Genomic DNA, 19868 nt, shown 5'->3' with positions numbered 1-19868 from the left:
CGAGCGGTAGCGAGGATTGGAACGCTTGGCGTGGTGGCTGCTCCCATTCCGTTAGGCCGCACCGCGACAAGGTTGCGGCCTAACGGGCAAACTTGCGGCGCAAGGTTTGGCTTGGTTTGCCGGGGCGTGCCCTGCTACGGTATATAACCACCGTGACACGGCGGGAAGCCGGCGCACGGGTGGGATGCACTGCCGTAACCGGCCGGTTAGAGCTCGATTTCCTCCTGCTGCAGCCCCTCTGCCGCCTGTTCGTCGGCAGCTTGCGGGCCGCTTCCTCTTCCCTTTTTTTGGCTAACTGTCTTTCGATGATCTTCCGCTTCTCCGCTTCGATGATTTCACTCACAGTAATGCCGGCCGGAAATTTATTTACCCTGACCGGTTCCGGCCAGGGCTCTGCTTCCAACTGTTCTTTTTCTTCCCGGGTGAGAATATGAGCATGATTTGTTAAAGTGGCCTGCTGGCGTCGGCGGAAGATGACAGACTTCCTTTCCGGCAGGCTCAGGAACACGTTGGGATGAATTCGCGGCACTTCTTCTTCATGCACACTTTCACCGCTGCTGTGGCTGCCAAAAGAGATTAACCGGCCGCCGGGTTTGCTTGTGCTTGTGCTTTCTGTTTTAGCTTTGACTAACACAGTACCCGCCCGGGCGGAAAAGTCTTGCACGTCCTTTGGGTCGTCTACGTGGAAAATGATCTTAGTTGCCGTGTTGGTGGCCACTTCATTGGTAAAAGCCGGCGACACCTTTTCCAAATTGCCTCTGGCCTGGTTGGCCAGCACCAGGGCGTAGTTGGCTGACCGTACTTTTGAAATGACATTCTCAAAAGCCTGGCAGGCCATGTTTTGGAATTCATCTATTGCTATCATGGCCAGCCGGGAAGCCGGTGTGCGATAAGCAGCCAGCTCCTGCAGCTCCATGGCTATCATCTTGCCCAGAGCAGAAGCTATGCTGGGGGCGACGGCCGAACGCAGGTCAAAATAACAAATGTCACCTTCTTCCATGATCTGCCGCAGGTTTATGTCTGCTGCCGGTTGATTGATTATTTTTAAATCAGTAAACGGCTCCAGGGCGGCAGTCAAACCTTTCAAGTGATTTTTGTTAACGTCTTTTTCGTCTATTCCTAGCAGACTGGCCACCAGGGCTTCGCTGCTGAGGATTCTGGCAATACCCTCCAGGGTGTACAGGGCCCCCTGGGTGTCCAGAGCCTTCACGATCGGAATAAAGAAAGACTGCTGAACGTAGGTATAAAACTTGGCCTGGCCCTCAAATACCAGTTCCAGGGCAGTCATGATGCGTTCCACCTTACTCAGGGCAGTGCCGTGTTGCAGAGGGTTATATGTGTTACTGGAAATTTCTGGGTGTAAGGTAAAGAAGTAAAACCGCTTTCCTGCCGCCCTGGCTTCCCTGGCCAGTAGCTTAATTGCCTGTTCATCTCCCTTGAAATCAACACAAACAACAGACATACCACGCCGGAAAGCCTGGATGCACAGGGGCAGCACAGCCAAACTGGTTTTACCGCTACCACTGCCGCCGATAATAAGAATATGTTCGGTCAGGCTCTTAACCGGCAATATCACCGGCCGCCGCCGGTCGTCCAACCCCAGGAAGATTTGATCTTTCGGTGTCCGGTTAATGAAGTCCGTGGCTTTGAAGTTTACTCTCTCAAACTTGATTTTCTCAATATCCCTCCCGTCTTGGGCTGCCTGATGTTTTTTCCCGTACCCGATTTTCCACCACATCCACCAGGCAATGCCTCCGGCGCACATTACCAGGTTCAGGATAAGCCACATGACCCTGACTCCAGGCTGGGATAGCTCTGCATTGGGGCGGGTCAGCCAGGCCCAGGCAGTGGATACGGGATGGTGAAAGTACCATCCCACCATGTTTAAGGCGTGTTTGGCTGCCTCTTTCTGTTCAGGCGTGGCCAGCAGGGACATCCCTGCCGCCCACTTGCCGGCCGCCACCAGCCAGGCGGCCAGGGTGCCCAGTAGCCATATATCCAGAATGAATACCCCTATGAGCAGGGGTAAAACCGCGAAATATAAGCATTCTTTAGTTATGGCAGTTATGGCATTAAGTTTTGGGTTGTTGAATTTCAGGGTAAAGCGTGTTATACTTTTCATGAAAATTTCTCCTTTCGTTATTCTTTAAATGAACATAGACCTGATGAGGGTCTTCTTTTTTTGCTCAGCTCGCTGTGTTTGCTCAACTTGCTTAACTTTTTTCATAAAGCCAATTTTTGGCGGGTAATCCTCCGGCCGCTCTAGCGGCCCTTCCATCCAGCGTGCGATGTTCTTCACGCACTCTTGCTCTATTAATCTGTCGATAGCGTAACGCACTCTTTGCTCCCCGTGTTTTCTCACCCATTTTTCCCATTTTGCGTTTAGTTTTAAAATATCTTCTTTAGCAACGATATTTGCTAATTTTTCTTTTGCATATTCGATAACTCTTGTAATTGCTTCTGTCTTTTCTTCGTTAGTCATTCCATCATCACTCATTCCGTCATGACTGCTGCTGACCGCAGGCCCTTCTATCTTAGTAAGGTTACCTATTGGATGATGATTGAATGATTGATTTAATGGGTATTCTTCTATATGGGTATTCTTAGGGTCGCTGTCAGCGACTAGGGGTAGTTGCTGTGAGCGACTACCCTGGTGGCTGACAGCAACCACCTGGTCGCTGTGAGCAACTACCCCCGGTTGCTCATAGCCACTACTATGGTTATTATCACAATTTTGCGGTGGAAAAACAGGCAGAAGTATATACTCATTAGAAGCCATGTTACCGTTAGGGTCTTTGCGCACGTTTTTTTCCAGCAGCCCCTTTTCCACCAGCTTAGATACAGCCCGCATGGCTGTATCTCTGCTAACACCGCATTCCTTGGCGATGCGGGCATAGCTGGGCCAGGCTCGGCTTTCGCTGTCTGCCCGGCGGCAAAGGTAAATGTAGACTAGCTTTTCATATGCAGATAAATCTTGACGGTCAAAGATGGCGTTATCACCAATGAAGAAACCTGTTTCTCTGCGACGGATGGTATTGGTCATTTTGTATAAAAGCCTCCTTTGATAAGCATGTCCAAAGGGGGCTTGCTATTTACTAGTCAGTTAAATTGAAATTCTGATGCACTTGAGGTTTATCAAAAAAGTAAAAGCAGAAGTCTCCCTGTATGACCCTATTGGCGTGGATAAAGAAGGTAATGAAATAAGCCTGATAGATATATTGGGTACCGACCCGGAAGTGGTGTCTGACATGGTTGAAAATACTTTTGAAAAAAAACACCTGATGGAAAAGGTGCGTCGCCTGACCAACCGGGAAAAAAAAGTGTTGGAAATGCGTTTCGGCCTCGGCACCACAGCTCGTAAAACCCAGCGGGAAATCGCTCGCACTCTGGGCATATCCCGCTCGTATGTTTCCCGGATTGAAAAAAGAGCGTTGAATAAGCTGACTAAAGAATTTACTACAGAAGGTTGCCAGTGAACGGCAGCCTCTGTGTGTTAATAAACCTTGCGTGTGTTTTTCTGTCTGTCGGCTGAAACAGACGCAGTTGCAATGCTGTTGGCCTGTTTAAACAGTTGCTTTTTGTGAAACATTAAAGTTGATCTGTGAAGGATTACTGTGCTTTCTATAGAACTCTAAATTAATTTACAAGCAGCGTGTTACCGGCAGATTATGCTTGCATAAGTTTTATTAAAGGGGGCCTTGGTTTGAGTAATGTAATCGCCATAGATGTAGGATACTCTCATGTTAAGGCAGTTTCGCACCAGGGACGGATTGTCATTCCTTCGGTAGTTGCCCCGGCCAGGGAGTTATCCTTGTCTGACTTTGCCCAAAAAACAGGCTATGCAGTGTCCATACAAAAACCCGGTGGGCCGGTCCAAAAGTACTTTGTAGGCGAATTAGCCATTAAAGAGGGACAAGGGGCTACCTTTACCACCGACCGTGAAAAACACAGGCATCCAAACCATGATATTTTAGTCTTAACGGTGGCCAAGCTGTTGGGCGCAGAACCCCAAGCCACCCTGGTGGCAGGTTTACCCATAGCCTATTACAAAGCACAAAAAGAAGAATTAAAAAAGCATCTGGAACAGCTGGAAGCAGATGTGGCTACCGGCAGCGGCGAGCCGAAGCGAATTAGCTTTGGCAAGGTTATTATCTACCCCCAGGGGGCAGGGGCATTATTAAAGGCACCTTTATTAACAAATTCCGGAACTGTTTTGTTAATTGATGTGGGCCAAAAAACCACTGATTATGTAACAGCTGAAATTGTTAATGACATGGTAAGACCTATTGCCAGTCTGTGCGGCTCATTGGAAACTGCGGTGGGCAATGTATATGATGCCTTTGCGGCAGAGTTTCAGGCCCTGACCGGCTCCCCCATATCACCGGTACGGGTGATTGAAATTGTCCGGGGCAACGGTCAGGTGGTATTCAACGGTAAGGAATATGATTTTCGACCGATTATTCAAAATATTAAAGAAAGCGTAGCCAGATCTGTCTTTGACCAGGTACAAGCCGCTCTGGGCGAAAGGTTCAGCTTTCTGAGCAGAGTCTACCTGGCCGGCGGCGGGGCCGTGGCACTACCGTTAACAGAGTTTTTCAGGGGAGCCATCAGCCTCCCGGAACCCCAATGGGCAAATGCCCAAGGTTTCCTATCTATTGTGTAACAGCGCTGCCAGGAGGCTGATTTTATGGCAGATACGTTTAAAACCCGCCGGTCGGTAATAAAACCGTCAGATAACCAGGCTGCCGGGCCGTTAGAAATATCAAAAGGCGAGCAGGGAATTTATCATTATGCTAACATTAAGCAGTTAGAAAACCACCTGATTCAAATAAATGAAAAACTGGAATTTTTAGCTGCCAAAATAAAACTTATTGATGAAATATATATTGCTGTACAGGAGATCAAGGAATTAACAAATTCAGCCGGGCAGCTTACTGTGCCTGTCGAGCCACAACAAACGCTAAATGAATTAAGAACACCAACCGATACCCCGGCTAACTCCTTGCCGCAAGCAAACGAACCGGCCGCAGGCAAGCACAAGACAGTAAAATTTGATGTGAATGCTTTTCTTGATTTGGGCTGACAGATCAACTTTGGTTGAATTAGGGCCGCGCGGGTCTGGCTTGCCCAGAACGTCCGCAAGGCCAAACCTTGCACTCGGCAGCTATGGATTGTATCTAAGAAAAAGGGTGTTCCCTAAATCTTGAGGGACACCCTTATATTAATTAAATATTAAATATCAATAACCAAGCTCTTCGCCGATAATTACCACTGTTATATCGGAAAGCATAGGTTTCTTTTTAATTACCGAGTAGATTCTGCAGATTCTGGTGGAACTTTGACAATCGGCGCATACACCGGTTACTGTACAAGGGTTGGTATAATCCAACCTTTTATTATTTTTGGGCGAAACAATGGTTTTCAACCGTTCAAAAGCGGCATTAACATCTTGGCAAATTTTGTTAATTCCTACCACCACAATAACTTTTTTAGGTCCGAAGGTCAGGGCGGCCACCCGGTTGCCAACACCGTCAATATTCACCAAATAGCCATCCATAGTAATAGCATTGGTCCCTGTTAAAAAAACATCACAAACCTGCTGCTTGCGCATTACTTCCATTTTTTCTTCCGGTGAGAGCTTTGGATCGCCGTGAACAAGAAGTTCTGCCCCCTTAGCTTTAACCAGTTCCACTAAATTTAAATCTTTTGTCAAAGTTACGGAACCGCCAAAACCCACCTGGGCACCCGCCGCAATAAAACTCAACACATGCTGAACGGCTGTTTCCCGGGTAGGGAAATAAGCAGCATCAAACTGGTTCTTCTTTAATGCTTGAACTACCCTTTGTCCTATCACATCTTTATGCCATTGATCAATACTCATTTTCTCCCCTCCGTCAACAATTACATTGACCAGCCTATGTTATTTCATGGCCAATTAAAAATATTTTTATAGCAAAATTTATTATACCAGAATTACTGGTTGATTGACCACCTGTCAATGATTTGCAACTTAACACCAATACTTCAATATAATGTGAATGCGTCACTAAAAATCCAAATGTCCTCCTCCAGCATACAAATACTTACCGTATATTAGGGAAAAAGCCTACTATATACCTTTAAGTCCTCTCTGCAAGCACACTTGTATTTTTTTCCATTTATTTACTTGGACTATTTATTAAAAAATTATTGTAATTCTTACAACAAGATTGTAATATGTCATTGGTAAGACGCTGTAAGGCAAAATTCAAAAATAGTTTTTCTATTTAAGTTTCCAAGCAAAGCGGTGATGAAAAAATGTCTGGTACAAAAACAGTAAAATCAGACAAAGAAAAAAATGATATTATTTTTACCAATTTGATTCGGATAGCCGACACTATTGCGCAAAATTTTGGTAAAAACTGCGAGGTGGCTGTCCATGATTTGTCCAACCTGGACAAATCCCTGATTTATATTGCCGGAGACATCACACACCGGCAACCCGGCGCCCCTATCACGGATCTGGTGGTGAAAGTGCTGCATCAGGAAGGAGACAGGGCGCGGGATATGGTGGGCTACAAAAGCATTACTAAAGAAGGTCGCATCTTAAAATCCTCTACCACTTTTATTCGCAACGGTGCCGGCAAAATTATCGGCGCTCTTTGTATAAACTTTGACATCACAGACTTCCAGCACATGCAGGCCACTGTGGGGGATTTAATTAACCTGACTTACCAGGGAGAAGATGAAAAGAAGGAAACCTTTGCTTCTACCGTGCATGAGACCATAGATGTACTGGTGGCTCAGGCGTCAGAAATCGTCGGCAAACCGCCTGCCACCATGTCGATGGAAGAAAAAATCAAGTTTGTGGCAACCCTGGAACAAAAAGGCGCTTTTTTAATTAAAGGTGCCGTAGACTACATTGCAACGGTGCTGGGAGTGTCAAAATACACTGTTTACAACTATTTGCAAAAGGTCCGCTCCACAGAGGGGCTAAACTTTATAACCAAATAACTTAACAACTTAATAATTAACTAATTATTAAGCAAAGGGGGAATTAGGCAAACAAAACCTTCCAGGACCCATGACTAAAATAATTATTAACGGAAAGAGAGGGTTATTGGCGTGAAGAAAGTTGGCTTATTAACCAGATTAATCATCGGTCTAGCTTTAGGTATTATTGTAGGTTATGTTTCCAAAGAATTTTTGCAGTTTGATTTCTTTGTTCGCCTGCTGGCTACCTTTAACGGTATCTTCGGCGGTTTCTTGTCTTATGTGATTCCCCTGATTATTATCGGCTTTGTGGCTCCCGGTATTGCCGAACTGGGCAAAGGTGCCGGCCGCCTGCTGGGTATAACCACTCTGCTGGCTTATGTCTCGACTATTATCGCAGGTACTTTTGCATTTCTGGTTGGTACCGGCCTGTTGCCTAAAATTGTCACCGCTGCCGGCGGACATGCTTCCAACCCTGAAGAAGCACTGGTTAAAGGTTTCTTCCAGGTAGACATGCCCCCCATCATGGGTGTTATGACCGCCCTGATTACTGCATTCCTGTTTGGTCTGGGTATGGCCGCCATTAAAAACAAATCCATGTATCAGGTAACCAAAGATTTCCAGGAAATTATTGAGAAGGTTATCCAAAGCGTTATTATCCCCTTGTTGCCCATTCACATTGCCGGTATTTTTGCCAACATGACCTACGCCGGCGAGGTTGTGAAAATCATGAAGGTGTTTGGTTCGGTATTTGCCATCGTTATTATGTGCCACATTGCCATTATTTTGCTTCAATACACCATTGCCGGCACCGTGGCCGGAAAGAACCCCATTACCGCTTTGAAAAACATGCTGCCGGCATACTTGACTGCCATCGGTACCCAGTCTTCCGCAGCCACTATTCCGGTAACGCTGCGCAGCGCTAAGAAAAACGGCATTTCTGAAGGCGTGGCTGACTTTGCCATCCCGCTGTGTGCCACCATCCACCTGTCCGGCAGCACCATTACGCTGACCATGTGCTCTATGGCAGTTATCTTAATGTCAGGTGGCACCACCAGTTTTAACATGATGTTTCCCTTCATCCTGATGCTGGGTGTAACCATGGTGGCTGCTCCCGGCGTTCCCGGCGGCGCCGTAATGGCAGCCCTGGGCCTGCTGCAATCCATGCTGGGCTTTAACGAAGCACAACTGGGTCTGATGATTGCCCTGTACCTTACCCAGGACAGCTTCGGTACCGCCTGCAACGTTACCGGTGACGGTGCCATCGCCCTGCTGGCAGATAAATTTGCCAAAGGCAGCGGTGCTGCTGTAACCAGTGCGGTTGGCGGTGAAGCATAATGTCTAAAATTTCTTTAGAGGATATAAAAGCTGCCCGGCAGTGTCTGAAGGGCGTCATTCACCGTACTGATTTGGTGCCCAATACCACCCTCAGCGAAATTTCCGGCAGCGATGTCTATCTTAAACTGGAAAACCTGCAAAAAACCGGTTCTTTTAAAATTCGCGGTGCCTTTAACAAAATGTGCCACCTGTCCGAAACAGAAAAACGTGCCGGCGTGATTGCCTCCTCAGCAGGCAATCACGCCCAGGGCGTTGCCCTGGCGGCTTCAACTTACGGCATCAAGTCCACCATCGTTATGCCTACCAGTGCCCCTCTGGCTAAAATAACCGCCACCAGAAACTACGGTGCTGAGGTGGTGCTGCACGGCAATGTGTACGATGACGCTTATGCCAAAGCAATGGAAATTCAACGGGAGACCGGCGCTACCTTTGTCCATCCCTTTAACGATCCTTACGTTATTGCCGGCCAAGGTGCCATCGGATTAGAAATTCTGGACGACCTGCCGGACGCTGATGCCATTATCGTGCCCATTGGCGGCGGCGGCATTATTGCAGGGATTGCTTTGGCAGCTAAGGCTGTCAACCCGAGTATTAAAGTTATCGGCGTTGAACCTTGCAATGCGGCTTCCATGAGGGAATCCATTAAATCCCGCCAGGTGGTCACCCTGGCCAATGCCGCCACTATTGCTGACGGTATTGCGGTTAAGACTCCCGGTCAACTTACTTATGACATAGTTAAGGAATTTGTCGATGACTTTGTCGTGGTTGACGAAGGAGAAATTGCAAATGCCATTTTAGTACTTTTGGAACGGTGCAAACTGATTGCCGAAGGTGCGGGTGCCACCCCGGTGGCAGCTCTTTTAAACGGCAAAGTTAATTTACCGGGACAAAAGGTAGTAGCTGTCATCAGCGGCGGTAACATTGATGTCAACATGCTTTCCCGCATAGTTGATAAAGGTCTGGCCAAAGCCGGCCGCAAAACAGAGCTTACCACCATTATCCCGGATAAGCCGGGCCAACTGCAGCGGCTGCTTAAAACGGTTTCCGATCTGTCTGCCAATGTGGTTGAGGTCCACCATAACAGGATTCGTTCGGAAGTAGAACTGGGCCAAGCACGGGTTGACCTGGTGCTGGAAACCCAAGATATGGACCACTTGCATAACATTATCAGCGAACTGGTAAGAAAAGGTTATCGCATCAGCCGTTCTTAATTGCAAGCAGCGCCTGGGAGTCATAAGATTCTCAGGCGCTGCTTGCTTTTAGCCGTCTGTTCTCCTGGCTGCCAATATACTTTTCGCATGTGCCGGAAGGAAGTTAATTCATTTTGTCGTATTAAATACAAGCAATGATTCTCACTGTTAAAATAAAAGGCAGACCGTTCGCTGAACATTTTACTGACCAATAGAAAAGAAAGGTAATTTTATGAATCCGGCATCAGTTAGAAACCTGCAAAGAAAGTGCTTTTATGCCTTAACAACTCTTGCCTTGCTGGCAACAGCGGGTTATCTGAATTTATATCAAATAATTGAAACGCAAGAAGTCAGTGCCGCCGTTATAAATCTAAGCGGCCGCCAGCGCATGCTGACGCAAAAAGCTGCCCTGCTTAGCCTGCAGTTGGTTGAAAGCAAACGCCCCGAGCAACAGCAAAAAATTCGCCGGGAACTAACTGAAGTCATCACCTTATTGGAAAAAACTCATCAAGGGCTAATTCACGGCGATGCCGCCAGGCACCTGCCAAGTCATCTTTCAGCGCAAATGAGAGCTATATATTTTGAACCACCCGACCGTTTAGACATAAAAATGCAGACATTCATTGCCGCATCACGCGCTTTGTTAAAGGAAACAAACAACAACCTGTCTTACAATAATCCCCGCCTCCAATATATCCTGTCCGCCGCTCAAGGAGAACTGCTGCAAACAATTGATAAAGCGGTATCCCAATACCAGGCAGAAAGCGAGAAAGCCAACCGCAAAATACAGAATTTTGCGTTAACTGTTTTGATTGTAACCCTATTGGTGTTAACTTTAGAAGCCCTGTTAATATTTCGCCCGATGATACGACTCCTCCGGCGGGAAGCAAAACAGTTGTCCGACTACAATATTCAATTACAACAGCTTTCCACCCACGATGCATTAACGGGTATAGCAAACCGGCGATCTTTCGATGAATTTATCCACCGCCGATGGCAGCAGGCTGCCGGTGAACTTAGCTGGCTGGCAGTAATTATGGTGGATATCGACTATTTTAAGAATTATAATGACACCTACGGCCACCAGGCCGGGGACGCCTGCTTGCGTCAAGTGGCTGCCAGCCTCCGGGATTCTCTGCACCAGTCTGCCGGTTTGGTTGCCCGGTATGGCGGCGAGGAGTTCGCCGTGGTGCTGCCGAATACTGATTTAAAAAGTGCGTACACGGCGGCCGAAATTCTGCGTCAGAGCATTGAAGACCGTTGTATTCCCCACCTTGGTTCCCACTGCAGCAAGTATGTTACAGTCAGTCTAGGGGTTGCCGCCACCATTCCATCCCTGTCTGGTTCGCCGCAAAGCCTGATTGAGCAAGCAGACCAGGCCCTGTACAGGGCAAAAAACGAGGGGCGCAACCGGGTTTGTACGGCAGCAAGCATTATCACCGGCGCTGTTTCCTTGCTGTAAAAATTTCTTGTTTAAGCTACTTTGGCAATTTAAACATTTTATTCAAGGTTTGTATGGCGTTTTTCCATATCTTCGTCCTTTTGTTGCAACCGTTCTTGTAACAGGATAACTGCCGTATCCAGCAAGAGCAGTTGGGCCTGTTCAAAAAGGGAGCCCATGGGTTGCCGGGAGGTTTTATTTTGGCTGCTGTCTTTCATTGTTTGAGCAGGAATCTTAATTACGGCGTCGGCAGCCCGGGGAAGCGGAGCTTCCGGGTGAGCGGTGATGAAAACAATGCGCGCCTTGGCATTTTGGGCAATGCTTTGTAAAGCTGCCACAGTGGATAAGTGGCCGGTGCCGGAACTGGTAATAAACAGGTCCCCTTCACTGATTCCGGGCGTGGTTACATCGCCCACCATATATACCTGCACCCCCAGGTGCATAAGTCGCATGGCAAAAGCCTGCAGCATTAATCGCTCCCGGCCCAGTCCGTAAATAAACACTCTCTTAGCCCGAACAATTTCCTCCACCAAATTCATTATTGCTTCATCTTTTACTTGGTTATAAACAGCGGCCAGTTCTGTAATAACATCTTGTTTTAAGGCTGTCAATTGCATGGAACTTCCCTCCTTTAATGCCTTTCAGGAAGCACTCAAGTAATGGTTGCCGGAAGTTTATGATCCCCTTAGCTCCGGTCTACGCACCGGCAACAGCACTAATTGCTATTAGGGGCGCCATTCCGGCCAGGTTCGGCCGGCACCCACGTTCTGTGGTGCCGGCCCGATTTATCCTTTTGCTCAGCAAATGCGGTTGCCGGCGCTTCGCCAAGTCGCTGTCAGGGGATCAGAAAACCAACTTGCTCCACAGGAGCTGCCCTTTACTTGCTTGAGGTTATTCCGCCAAACCCATTCGTTCTGCTATCTCTTTTCGGGTAGGCAAGGCAGGTATGGCCCCTTTTCGGGTGCAAGTCAAAGCTCCTGCAATATTAGCAAAGGTACAAATTTCCTCCAGGGTACTTAAAGATATGTTGTGAATCCGGCCGGGATCATGCAGTCCGGCTTCCACCAGTCGCGTCAGCACAGCTGCCGTAAAAGCATCGCCCGCTCCGGTGGTGTCCACCGAATGCACGGCAATACTTTTAACAGCGGTTGCCAAGTGTTTTGTTTGGACATAACACCCGGCCGCTCCCAGGGTTACCAAAACCAAGTCGGAACCCAGCTCCAGTATTTGTTTGGCAGCTTCTTCAAGGCTTTCGTTATTTTCAGTAATAAAGGCTAATTCCTCCCCGCTAACCTTCACAATATGCGCCAAGCGCAAGGCTGTGCGAATCTCTTGCCGGGCTGCTGCCAGGGAAGGCCAGAGGGCTTCTCGCAGGTTAACATCCAAAGAAATAATTTTGCCCGCCTGCCTGGCCTGCCGCACTGCATGGTAAGTGGCACTGCGACCTGGCTCAGTGATTAACGATACAGTCCCGAAATGAAGAACTTTAGCTTGTTCAATATACGAAACGGCAATCTCATCAGCGGTCAGCAGGATATCGGCACAGGGCCGGCGATAAAAAATAAATTCCCGTTCTCCGTTATCCTTCAGGGTTACGAAGGCCAAACCTGTCGGAGCTTCCTGTGTTATAACAACTGCCTGTGTATCTACCTGGTTTTCTTCCAATGTCTTAAGCAAAAACCGACCGAATTCATCGTCAGCAAATTTCCCGATAAAACCTGAACTGCCTCCCAACCGGGCAATCCCCACCGCTACGTTGGCCGGCGCACCTCCCGGGCGTTTCTCAAAGGCCGGCGTATCTGCCAACCCTTTGCCCGGGGTGGTGGGGATAAAATCAATCAGGGCTTCCCCAATGGCAATAATATCCGTACAGACGCACCCCCTAGTTTACTTCACTTAGCCGCTTAAACAGAGGTTGCAGGGGCGGGTAAGTGTCAATGTAAATTTGGTAAATTTTTTGGTAGCGGGCTGCGTTTTGCGGGATGGGCACCACCTCTTGCAGCTGCTGGCGGCTGCAGGTAGCAGCCACCGCTTCGGTCACACTTTGCCAGCATCCGGCGCCCACAGCGCCCAAGATAGCTGCTCCGTAAGCCGGTCCGTCAGAGTTTTCCATCACTTGCAAAGGCATGTTAAACACATCCGCCAGGATTTGGCGCCATACCGCACTGCGGCCGCCGCCGCCGGTAATCCGCAAATCATTTAAGGCAATGCCCAAACCGGACATAATCTCCAGCGTATCTTTTAAACTAAAGGCCACTCCTTCCATAATAGAACGCACAAAGTGTCCCTTGGTGTGTTTTAAATTCATGCCGACGAACACTCCTCTGGCCAAGGGATCTGCATGGGGTGTGCGTTCCCCGGAAAGATAAGGCAGAAAGATCAATCCATCGGCACCTGGTTCTATCAATGCTGCTTCATCACTCATCAGTTCATAGGGATCTCTGCCGGTTAATTGAGCCACAGCCCTTTCTTCACCGGCAAAGGTATCTCTGTACCAGCGCAGCGAGCCGCCGGCTGCCATGGTAACTCCCATCAGGTGCCACTGACCCGGTACGGCATGACAGAAGGTGTGCAGCCGGCCGGCCCGGTCTACGGCAGGAGTCTGACTGGGGGTAAAAACAACGCCGGAAGTTCCCAAACTGGCTGTGGCCATGCCGGGACTGATGATCCCGTTGCCTACGGCACCTGCGGCATTGTCGCCGGCACCGGCCACTACCGGAATTCCTTCAGGCAGCCCCGTTTCAGCAGCCCCCCGGGCGCTTACCCGCCCCACCACATCGGGACTTTCAAAGACTTCTGCCAACCAGGCAGCGGGAATCTCCAGAGCCGCCAGCATTTCTGAGCTCCACTTGCGGTTAACTACATCCAGCAACAGCATACCGCTGGCATCTGATACATCGGTGGCAAAAACACCGGTCATACGCCAGCTAATGTAGTCCTTGGGCAGGAGTACCTTGGCCACACGCTTGTAGTTTTCCGGTTCATGATTGCGCAGCCATAATATCTTTGGTGCTGTAAAACCAGCCAGCGCCGGGTTGCTGACCAGCTCAATGAGTTTGCTTTCTCCCACCAGGTCGGTAATTTGCCGGCATTCATCCGCAGTGCGCTGGTCACACCAGAGGATTGCCTCACGAATAACTTTCCCCTGTGCATCAAGGAAGACCGAACCGTGCATTTGGCCGGTTAAGCCGATCCCTTGTATTTGGCCGGGCGAAATACCTTTACTGATAATCGTGGCAATTGCCCCACAGGCAGCCTTATACCAATCCTCCGGGTTCTGCTCTGCCCAACCGGGACGGGGAACATGCAAGGGGTATTCCCTGGTTGCCTGGGCTACCACCCGACCCTGCTCATCCATCACCAGAGCCTTAACCCCTGTAGTACCAATATCAATGCCTAAAAATAAACTCTGCATACAAGGCCCTCCTATTTCTTCCAGGGGCACACCAGGACCTTTAAATCTTTACTGTCCTTGGGCTGAGACAGGTAAGCAGGAAATTCATCCAAACTGATCTCCCTGGTTGTCAACGGATCGGCTACTACTACCCCGTTCTTCAAAAGATTTACTGCCGGATGAAAGGTAAACAGCAGTGCCATGGTACCAAGAATCTCCCAGTCTTTATTATAAATGTCAAAAGGACTGACGGAAACTTTGGCATCTTTAGGAGCGCAACCAAACTGCATAATCTTGGCGCGGTTGCCGGCAAAGCGGAACATGTTCTCTATCACCGCCGGTACCCCGGTGGCATCTATAACAATGTCAAACCCCAGCGGGTAGGCTTCCTGAAGCCCTGCCGTACCCAAAAAGGTTTTATGGGCGCCCAGCTGCCTTGCTTTGGCCAGTTTATCCTCAGCCAAATCAACCACCACCGCTTCCGAAGCGCCACCCTTAACAACCGCCTGCAGCAAAAGCAAACCCATAGGACCGGCGCCAAACAGCAATACCTTATCACCAAAACGAATATTCAGGCGCCGCATGGCATAAACCACGCAGGAAAGGGGCTCCACAAAGGCACCCTGCTGAAAGTTCATGTTCTCCGGCAACCGGTAAAGGTTTTTCGCCGGTACTGCCACATATTCCGCAAAGGCGCCGTTTAATGTAACGCCGACAGCATTCCATTTTTGGCACATATTGCCCTGGTTGCTTAAGCAGTAATAACACTCACCGCAGTATACCGAGGGATCTACGGCAACTCTTTCGCCCACCTGCCAGTTTTCTACACCTTCGCCCAGCTCATAAACTGTACCGGAAAACTCATGGCCGGGAATCAGCGGGTAGGGTGAAAGAAAATCTCCTTCTAAAATATGATAATCCGTGCCACAAATACCGCAGGCTTCTACCTTTACCACCACCTGGCCGGGGCCAGGGGTAGGATAAGGTACTTCTTGTAATGTTATTTTATGGGGTCCTTCAATAACCGCTGCGCGCATGGTTTTCATGTTTTTCTGCCTCCTTACAGGTTAACCATAACCTTAATGCTGCCCTGTTTGTCAGTTCTTGCTTTGTCCAGTGCGTCTTTAGCTTGATCCAGGGTAAAACGGTGCGTCACCAGCTTTTCCACCGAGGCGATACCGCTGGCCAACAGTTCCACCGCTGTGGGATAAGTGTTAGCATAACGGAAAATGCCAAAAATATCCAGCTCGCCGTCAGCTATAGTAAATACATTAAAGGGAACTTCCGGGTTGGGCGGCAGGCCTACCAGGGCCACTTTCCCACCACGCCGGGCCGCTTGTACCGCCAGCAAATTCGTAGCCGTACTGCCTGCGGTTTCTATGGCCGCATCTACACCAAGACCGCCGGTTTCTTGCATAATAAATTTATAAACATCCTGTTCCTGAGCATTGACTACCGCAGTGGCGCCCATTTCTTTGGCCATCTCCAGCCGGATAGGCGCCAAGTCAGCGGCAATAATTTTGGTAGCCCCGAAGGCCTTGGCAGCTACAACGGTTAGCAGTCCTACCGGACCCAAACCGAGCACAGCCACTGTGTCACCCGGCTTGACGCCGGCACGCCTGCAGGCATGCAAACCCACAGAAAAGGGCTCGGCCAGGGAAGCAGCTTCATAGCTCATATGATCAGGAATCGGGTGCAGGAAATCAGCCCGCATAGCCAGGTATTCGCAAAAGGCTCCATCGTAGGGCGGCGTTGCCAGAAACTCAACATCCGGGCATAGGTTGTAACGTCCTTCCTTACAGAATTTGCATTTGCCGCAGGTTACACCTGGCTCAATGGCGACCCTCTGCCCTACCTGCAGGTTAGTCACGGCTTCACCCACAGCTACCACTTCACCGCCGGCCTCGTGACCGAGAATCATTGGTTTTTCCACCACATAACGGCCAATTCTGCCGTGCTCATAATAATGTACATCAGAACCGCACACACCCACGGCCTTCACTTTAACCAGGGCCTGATCCGGTTTTAGTTGGGGAACCTGCAATTCTTGCACCCGTACATCAAGGGGACCGTATAAAACGCAGGCTTTCATTTTACTCATGGTCTGCACTCCTCTCAAAAATAAAGTAATCATTACAAGTATAGAAGAAGGGGCCAGGGCCCCCTGTTTTTTCTATTTAACTGCTCCCATGGACAGCCCCCGTACCAAATACTTACGCACCGCCAGGCCGGCAATTAACATCGGGGTAATAATAACGGTACCGGTAGCCATGGCCTGACCCCAGGCAATACCTGTCTGGCTGACCAGCAGTGAAGCAGCAACCGGAATGGTCTGATTACTATGACTGGTAAAGACCGAAGCAAAGGCAAAATCATTCCAGGCAAACATCAGGCACAGAATGCCTGTAGCTACCAGCCCCGGCGTCACCTGGGGCAGGGCAATACGGTAAAAGGCCTGAAACTTGGTGGCTCCGTCCACCATAGCAGCGTGCTCCATATCAGGCGGCAACTCTGCAAAAAAGGTCATCATCATCCAAAGGGCAAAAGGTAAGTTAAAGGTGGTATAGGCAAAAACCAGACCAAAGGTGGTACCGATTAAATTAAATTTAGCAAAAATAATGTATAACGGCACAATGGCCGCTGCCACCGGAGTCATGCGGGTACTGATAATCCAAAAGGCAATATCCTTGCCCCGTCTGTAATTCCCCCTGGCCAGGGCATAACCCCCCAGGGTGCCTAAAATAAGAGCAATGGCGGTGGAGGAAAAGGCGGCAATCATACTGTTCTTTAAAAAGCTGCCAAAGTTCCCTTCAGTAAACATGAAAGCATAGGTACTGAAGGTCGGTTTAAAGGTGAACTTAGGCGGCATAGAAAACATGTTAGCCTCGGTTTTTAAGGAGGAAAGAACCATCCAGATAATCGGCAGCAATGCCCATACCATGGCTATGGCAAGTGCGGTATAAATCAGCACCGTGGCAATTAATTTGCGAGTTGATAATTTTCTTCCGGCCAAGTTACTCCCTCCCGTACATGACTCTGATAAATGCCTTGCCCAGGAAAATGGTTACCACCAGCATAGAAAGACCGATGGCGGCAGCAAAACCAATATCCATAAATCTAAATGCTACATCAAAAAGCCGTAGGCCGATAATTTTTGTGCTGTCTGCAGGACCGCCGGCGGTAGTGATAAAGATAGTGTCAATAAAACGCATAATGTCCATGGAACGAATCAACAGGGCTACGACAATAATGCGAGAAGATAAAGGCAAAATGACATAACGCAACTTTTGCCAGTAGGAGGCGCCGTCCACTTCCGCCGCTTCCAGTGGTTCTGTCGGCAGGGATTGCAGTCCGGATAGCACAATAAGGGTAATCAGCGGTGTCCACTCCCAAACATCTGACAAGTCGACGCGTGGCCAGGCTGTGGCCACTGTGCCAAAAATGTCAGCATGGACGCCCAGCTGCTGCAATAGCCAAGCGTATAATCCATAACTGCTGTTCAACAAAAACCAGCCTAACAGCCCCGCCACAACCGGCGCCACAAAGATGGGCAGCATCCAAAGGGTAATAAATAAGTTGCGACCCCAGGGAGCGGCATACAGCAGCAACGCAATTCCCACGCCAAGGATCAACTCCAGGCCCAGACCGGCTACAGCATAGATAAATGTAACTTTCCAGGATTGAAAAATAAGCGGATCTTTCACCAAGCGGAGCCAGTTGCGAAAACCAGCAAAGGCGGGATTATCAATGGCCAGGGAAAAATCCATTAAACTGGCGTAAATCAGGTAGAGAAACGGAAAAATACTGACGGATGCCAGCACCAGCATAGCCGGTGTCAGCATCATATTCTCAGTGGTAAAGAAGCGGGCAAAACGTCCCCCGGCGCTGGGGGCACCCTTTGGCTGTGGCTGCGGCATTGAAGCTCCAAGTGCTTTTTCTGTACTCAAAGGTAAACAACTCCCTTCTGCCGGGGTTTAGCAGGGGCCCTTGCGGGCCCCTGACTAATCCTGTTAGTTACCGGTTAATGCGTCAACTTGTTTGCTGATGGATTCAGCAGTAGTCTTAGGATCTTGCTGTCCGGCCAGCATTTTAGACAGTTCAGTAAACACAATGGTATCGATTTGCGGCCACTGAGGAACCTTGGGACGACCGTAAGCATTTTCGGCCTTCCAGGCTTCCAGGGTGGCCTTCATGGAAGTCAGGTTGGGCATTTTCTTAGCCTCTTCGGAAGCAGGGTCTTCCATGGCTTTCTTCACAGAAGCTACATTGTAAACTGAAGTACGGGAAGGAGTGGCGCCCCCGACGGGAGACTCCAGGATCATCAGCTGGGTTTGCGGTGAAGTTGCCCAGACCAGGAACAACCAAGCGGCTTTCTTCTCTTTCTCGCTGGCGTTAGCGTTAATACCAATACCGGTACCACCAAAAATGTTGGCAGAACGCTTGGGCCCCTTGGGCAGGGTGGTCCAGGCTACCTTGCCGGCCACTTTAGATTTTTCAGGATTTTCAAACATAGAGGCAAACTCATGCCACTCAGGAGCCATAGCCACTTCGCCGGCGGCAAAGGCTTCCGCTAAACCGTTCCAATCCCAGGACTTGGAGCCGGGGTGAGCAATCTTTAGCAGCTTGTTGTAGAATTCAAAGGCTTGCAAGGCTTCCGGAGTGGTCAGAGCGGTTTTGCCGGGGTTGGCAGCACCAATGCCACCCAGTTCACGGTTGGCAAAGTAATCGGCACCGTAAGCATTCAAGATGTTGGAGAAATCGCACATTAAGGAATCGTACTGTTTAGCCTGGTGACCTGTGCCGTATTTTACACCCAGTTCAGCCGCGTGCTTGTTAATGTATTCGGCAACTTGATAATACTGCTCCCAGGTCATGTTAGGGTTGGGGGTGGGATCAAAGCCCTTTTCATTAATAAAATTATCTTTAATTTTGGCCATTACGTCGGTACGGTAAGCCAGTACCATGGTCGGGCAGTCATAGGGCAAAGCGTACAGTTTATCCTTGGAGCCCATGTAACCGTCAATTTCCAACTGGCTCTGAATAAAGTCTTCCAAGCCGCCGGGAATCTTAGGCAACGTGGGGTCTTTTTCTAACTCGTTGAGATCAACAAACTTAGATGAATACTTGGCCAATACCTGGTAGGGGTCGGCATAAATAACATGGTACTTGGAGCTGCCGGCACTAAAGTCCAGGCCTACTTTTTGTACCAGTGTGCCAAGATCCATTTGTTGGATGTTTACCTTAATACCGGTGGCTTCCTCAAATTCTTTGATATTGGCGGCAATGGCAGAACTGGGCGGTGTGTTCTCGGAAATTACGTTGAGTTCAACACCGGCAAACTGCTTCCAGTCAAATCCTTCGGGAGCTTGAATGGCAGGCAGTCCTTCAACCTTTTTGAAGGGGCCGTCAACTAATTTACCCTGGGCAGCGGGCTCCTTGGCCGTTTCTTTTGCTTTTTCGCCGCCGCAACCTGCTAAAACCAGGGTTAGAGCGACCAGGCAGGTTAAAATAGCAATAAGTTTCTTTTTCAAAA

Annotated in this window: 19 protein-coding genes; 8 read left to right on the top strand and 11 right to left on the bottom strand. The window is 49.1% G+C overall.

Annotated features, from left to right (window positions below; all coding sequences use genetic code 11):
* Nucleotides 1-79 precede the first annotated feature (79 nt).
* Together DESHY_RS10115 and DESHY_RS10110 are read right to left on the bottom strand one after the other, a co-directional pair.
* Nucleotides 80-2122: a type IV secretory system conjugative DNA transfer family protein gene (locus tag DESHY_RS10115; protein WP_008412482.1), complete on the bottom strand. Its 2043-nt coding sequence runs from the start codon at nt 2120-2122 to the stop codon at nt 80-82.
* A 24-nt stretch (nt 2123-2146) separates the two neighbouring features.
* A complete protein-coding gene (locus DESHY_RS10110) occupies nt 2147-3043 on the bottom strand; it encodes a helix-turn-helix domain-containing protein (RefSeq protein WP_008412480.1) in 897 nt (298 codons plus the stop codon).
* A gap of 76 nt (nt 3044-3119) precedes the next feature.
* On the opposite strand from DESHY_RS10110, the gene DESHY_RS10105 reads away from it, so the two are divergent.
* From DESHY_RS10105 to DESHY_RS10095, 3 genes are all read left to right on the top strand, one after another.
* Nucleotides 3120-3476 (top strand): sigma-70 family RNA polymerase sigma factor, encoded by a 357-nt coding sequence (locus DESHY_RS10105; protein ID WP_008412479.1) that lies wholly within the window; start codon nt 3120-3122, stop codon nt 3474-3476.
* A gap of 227 nt (nt 3477-3703) precedes the next feature.
* Nucleotides 3704-4663 carry a ParM/StbA family protein gene (locus DESHY_RS10100; protein ID WP_008412478.1) on the top strand — a complete coding sequence of 320 codons (960 nt, stop codon included), beginning with the start codon at nt 3704-3706 and terminating at the stop codon, nt 4661-4663.
* 24 nt (nt 4664-4687) lie between these two features.
* Nucleotides 4688-5083, top strand: coding sequence for a hypothetical protein (locus DESHY_RS10095; RefSeq protein WP_008412477.1), 396 nt, complete (start codon nt 4688-4690; stop codon nt 5081-5083).
* A gap of 156 nt (nt 5084-5239) precedes the next feature.
* On the opposite strand, the gene DESHY_RS10090 is transcribed toward DESHY_RS10095, so the two are convergent.
* Complete coding sequence (locus DESHY_RS10090) at nt 5240-5881, bottom strand: lactate utilization protein (RefSeq protein WP_008412476.1); 642 nt, start codon at nt 5879-5881, stop codon at nt 5240-5242.
* 416 nt (nt 5882-6297) lie between these two features.
* On the opposite strand from DESHY_RS10090, the gene DESHY_RS10085 reads away from it, so the two are divergent.
* The 4 genes from DESHY_RS10085 (at nt 6298) to DESHY_RS10070 (ending at nt 10962) form a co-directional block, all read left to right on the top strand.
* The gene (locus DESHY_RS10085) at nt 6298-6993 is read left to right on the top strand and encodes a helix-turn-helix transcriptional regulator (protein WP_008412475.1); all 696 of its coding nucleotides are present in this window, start codon (nt 6298-6300) and stop codon (nt 6991-6993) included.
* Between the two features lie 111 nt (nt 6994-7104).
* The gene (locus DESHY_RS10080) at nt 7105-8310 is read left to right on the top strand and encodes a dicarboxylate/amino acid:cation symporter (protein ID WP_008412474.1); all 1206 of its coding nucleotides are present in this window, start codon (nt 7105-7107) and stop codon (nt 8308-8310) included.
* Nucleotides 8310-9521 (top strand): threonine ammonia-lyase, encoded by a 1212-nt coding sequence (ilvA, locus tag DESHY_RS10075; RefSeq protein ID WP_008412473.1) that lies wholly within the window; start codon nt 8310-8312, stop codon nt 9519-9521. Before DESHY_RS10080 ends, ilvA begins: the two co-directional genes overlap by 1 nt.
* 211 nt (nt 9522-9732) lie before the next feature.
* Nucleotides 9733-10962, top strand: a complete 1230-nt coding sequence (locus DESHY_RS10070) for a diguanylate cyclase domain-containing protein (protein ID WP_008412472.1) — start codon at nt 9733-9735, stop codon at nt 10960-10962.
* 38 nt (nt 10963-11000) lie between these two features.
* Here the strand turns inward: DESHY_RS10070 and hxlB are convergent, their stop codons facing one another.
* A complete protein-coding gene (gene hxlB, locus DESHY_RS10065; protein WP_008412471.1) occupies nt 11001-11558 on the bottom strand; it encodes a 6-phospho-3-hexuloisomerase in 558 nt (185 codons plus the stop codon).
* Between the two features lie 59 nt (nt 11559-11617).
* Between hxlB and DESHY_RS13915 the strand changes: the two genes are divergently transcribed.
* The gene (locus DESHY_RS13915) at nt 11618-11830 is read left to right on the top strand and encodes a hypothetical protein (protein ID WP_160162496.1); all 213 of its coding nucleotides are present in this window, start codon (nt 11618-11620) and stop codon (nt 11828-11830) included.
* 2 nt (nt 11831-11832) lie between these two features.
* On the opposite strand, the gene DESHY_RS10060 is transcribed toward DESHY_RS13915, so the two are convergent.
* From DESHY_RS10060 to DESHY_RS10030, 7 genes are all read right to left on the bottom strand, one after another.
* Nucleotides 11833-12795: a PfkB family carbohydrate kinase gene (locus DESHY_RS10060; RefSeq protein ID WP_082210482.1), complete on the bottom strand. Its 963-nt coding sequence runs from the start codon at nt 12793-12795 to the stop codon at nt 11833-11835.
* 28 nt (nt 12796-12823) lie between these two features.
* Nucleotides 12824-14356 (bottom strand): xylulokinase, encoded by a 1533-nt coding sequence (xylB, locus tag DESHY_RS10055; protein ID WP_008412468.1) that lies wholly within the window; start codon nt 14354-14356, stop codon nt 12824-12826.
* Nucleotides 14357-14367: 11 nt separating this feature from the next.
* A complete protein-coding gene (locus DESHY_RS10050; RefSeq protein ID WP_008412467.1) occupies nt 14368-15381 on the bottom strand; it encodes a zinc-dependent alcohol dehydrogenase family protein in 1014 nt (337 codons plus the stop codon).
* Nucleotides 15382-15395: 14 nt separating this feature from the next.
* A complete protein-coding gene (locus DESHY_RS10045) occupies nt 15396-16436 on the bottom strand; it encodes an NAD(P)-dependent alcohol dehydrogenase (protein ID WP_008412466.1) in 1041 nt (346 codons plus the stop codon).
* Between the two features lie 72 nt (nt 16437-16508).
* A complete protein-coding gene (locus DESHY_RS10040; protein WP_008412465.1) occupies nt 16509-17348 on the bottom strand; it encodes a carbohydrate ABC transporter permease in 840 nt (279 codons plus the stop codon).
* Between the two features lies 1 nt (nt 17349).
* Complete coding sequence (locus DESHY_RS10035) at nt 17350-18282, bottom strand: carbohydrate ABC transporter permease (protein WP_008412464.1); 933 nt, start codon at nt 18280-18282, stop codon at nt 17350-17352.
* 63 nt (nt 18283-18345) lie between these two features.
* Nucleotides 18346-19868, bottom strand: a 1523-nt coding sequence (locus DESHY_RS10030; protein ID WP_235695562.1) for an extracellular solute-binding protein, incomplete at its 5' end; no start/stop codon positions are given.

Source organism: Desulforamulus hydrothermalis Lam5 = DSM 18033 (assembly GCF_000315365.1).
Taxonomy (GTDB): Bacteria; Bacillota; Desulfotomaculia; order Desulfotomaculales; family Desulfotomaculaceae; genus Desulfotomaculum; species Desulfotomaculum hydrothermale.
Note: the sequence above shows the minus strand (reverse complement) of the source record. Positions and strands in the feature narration are given on the sequence as shown.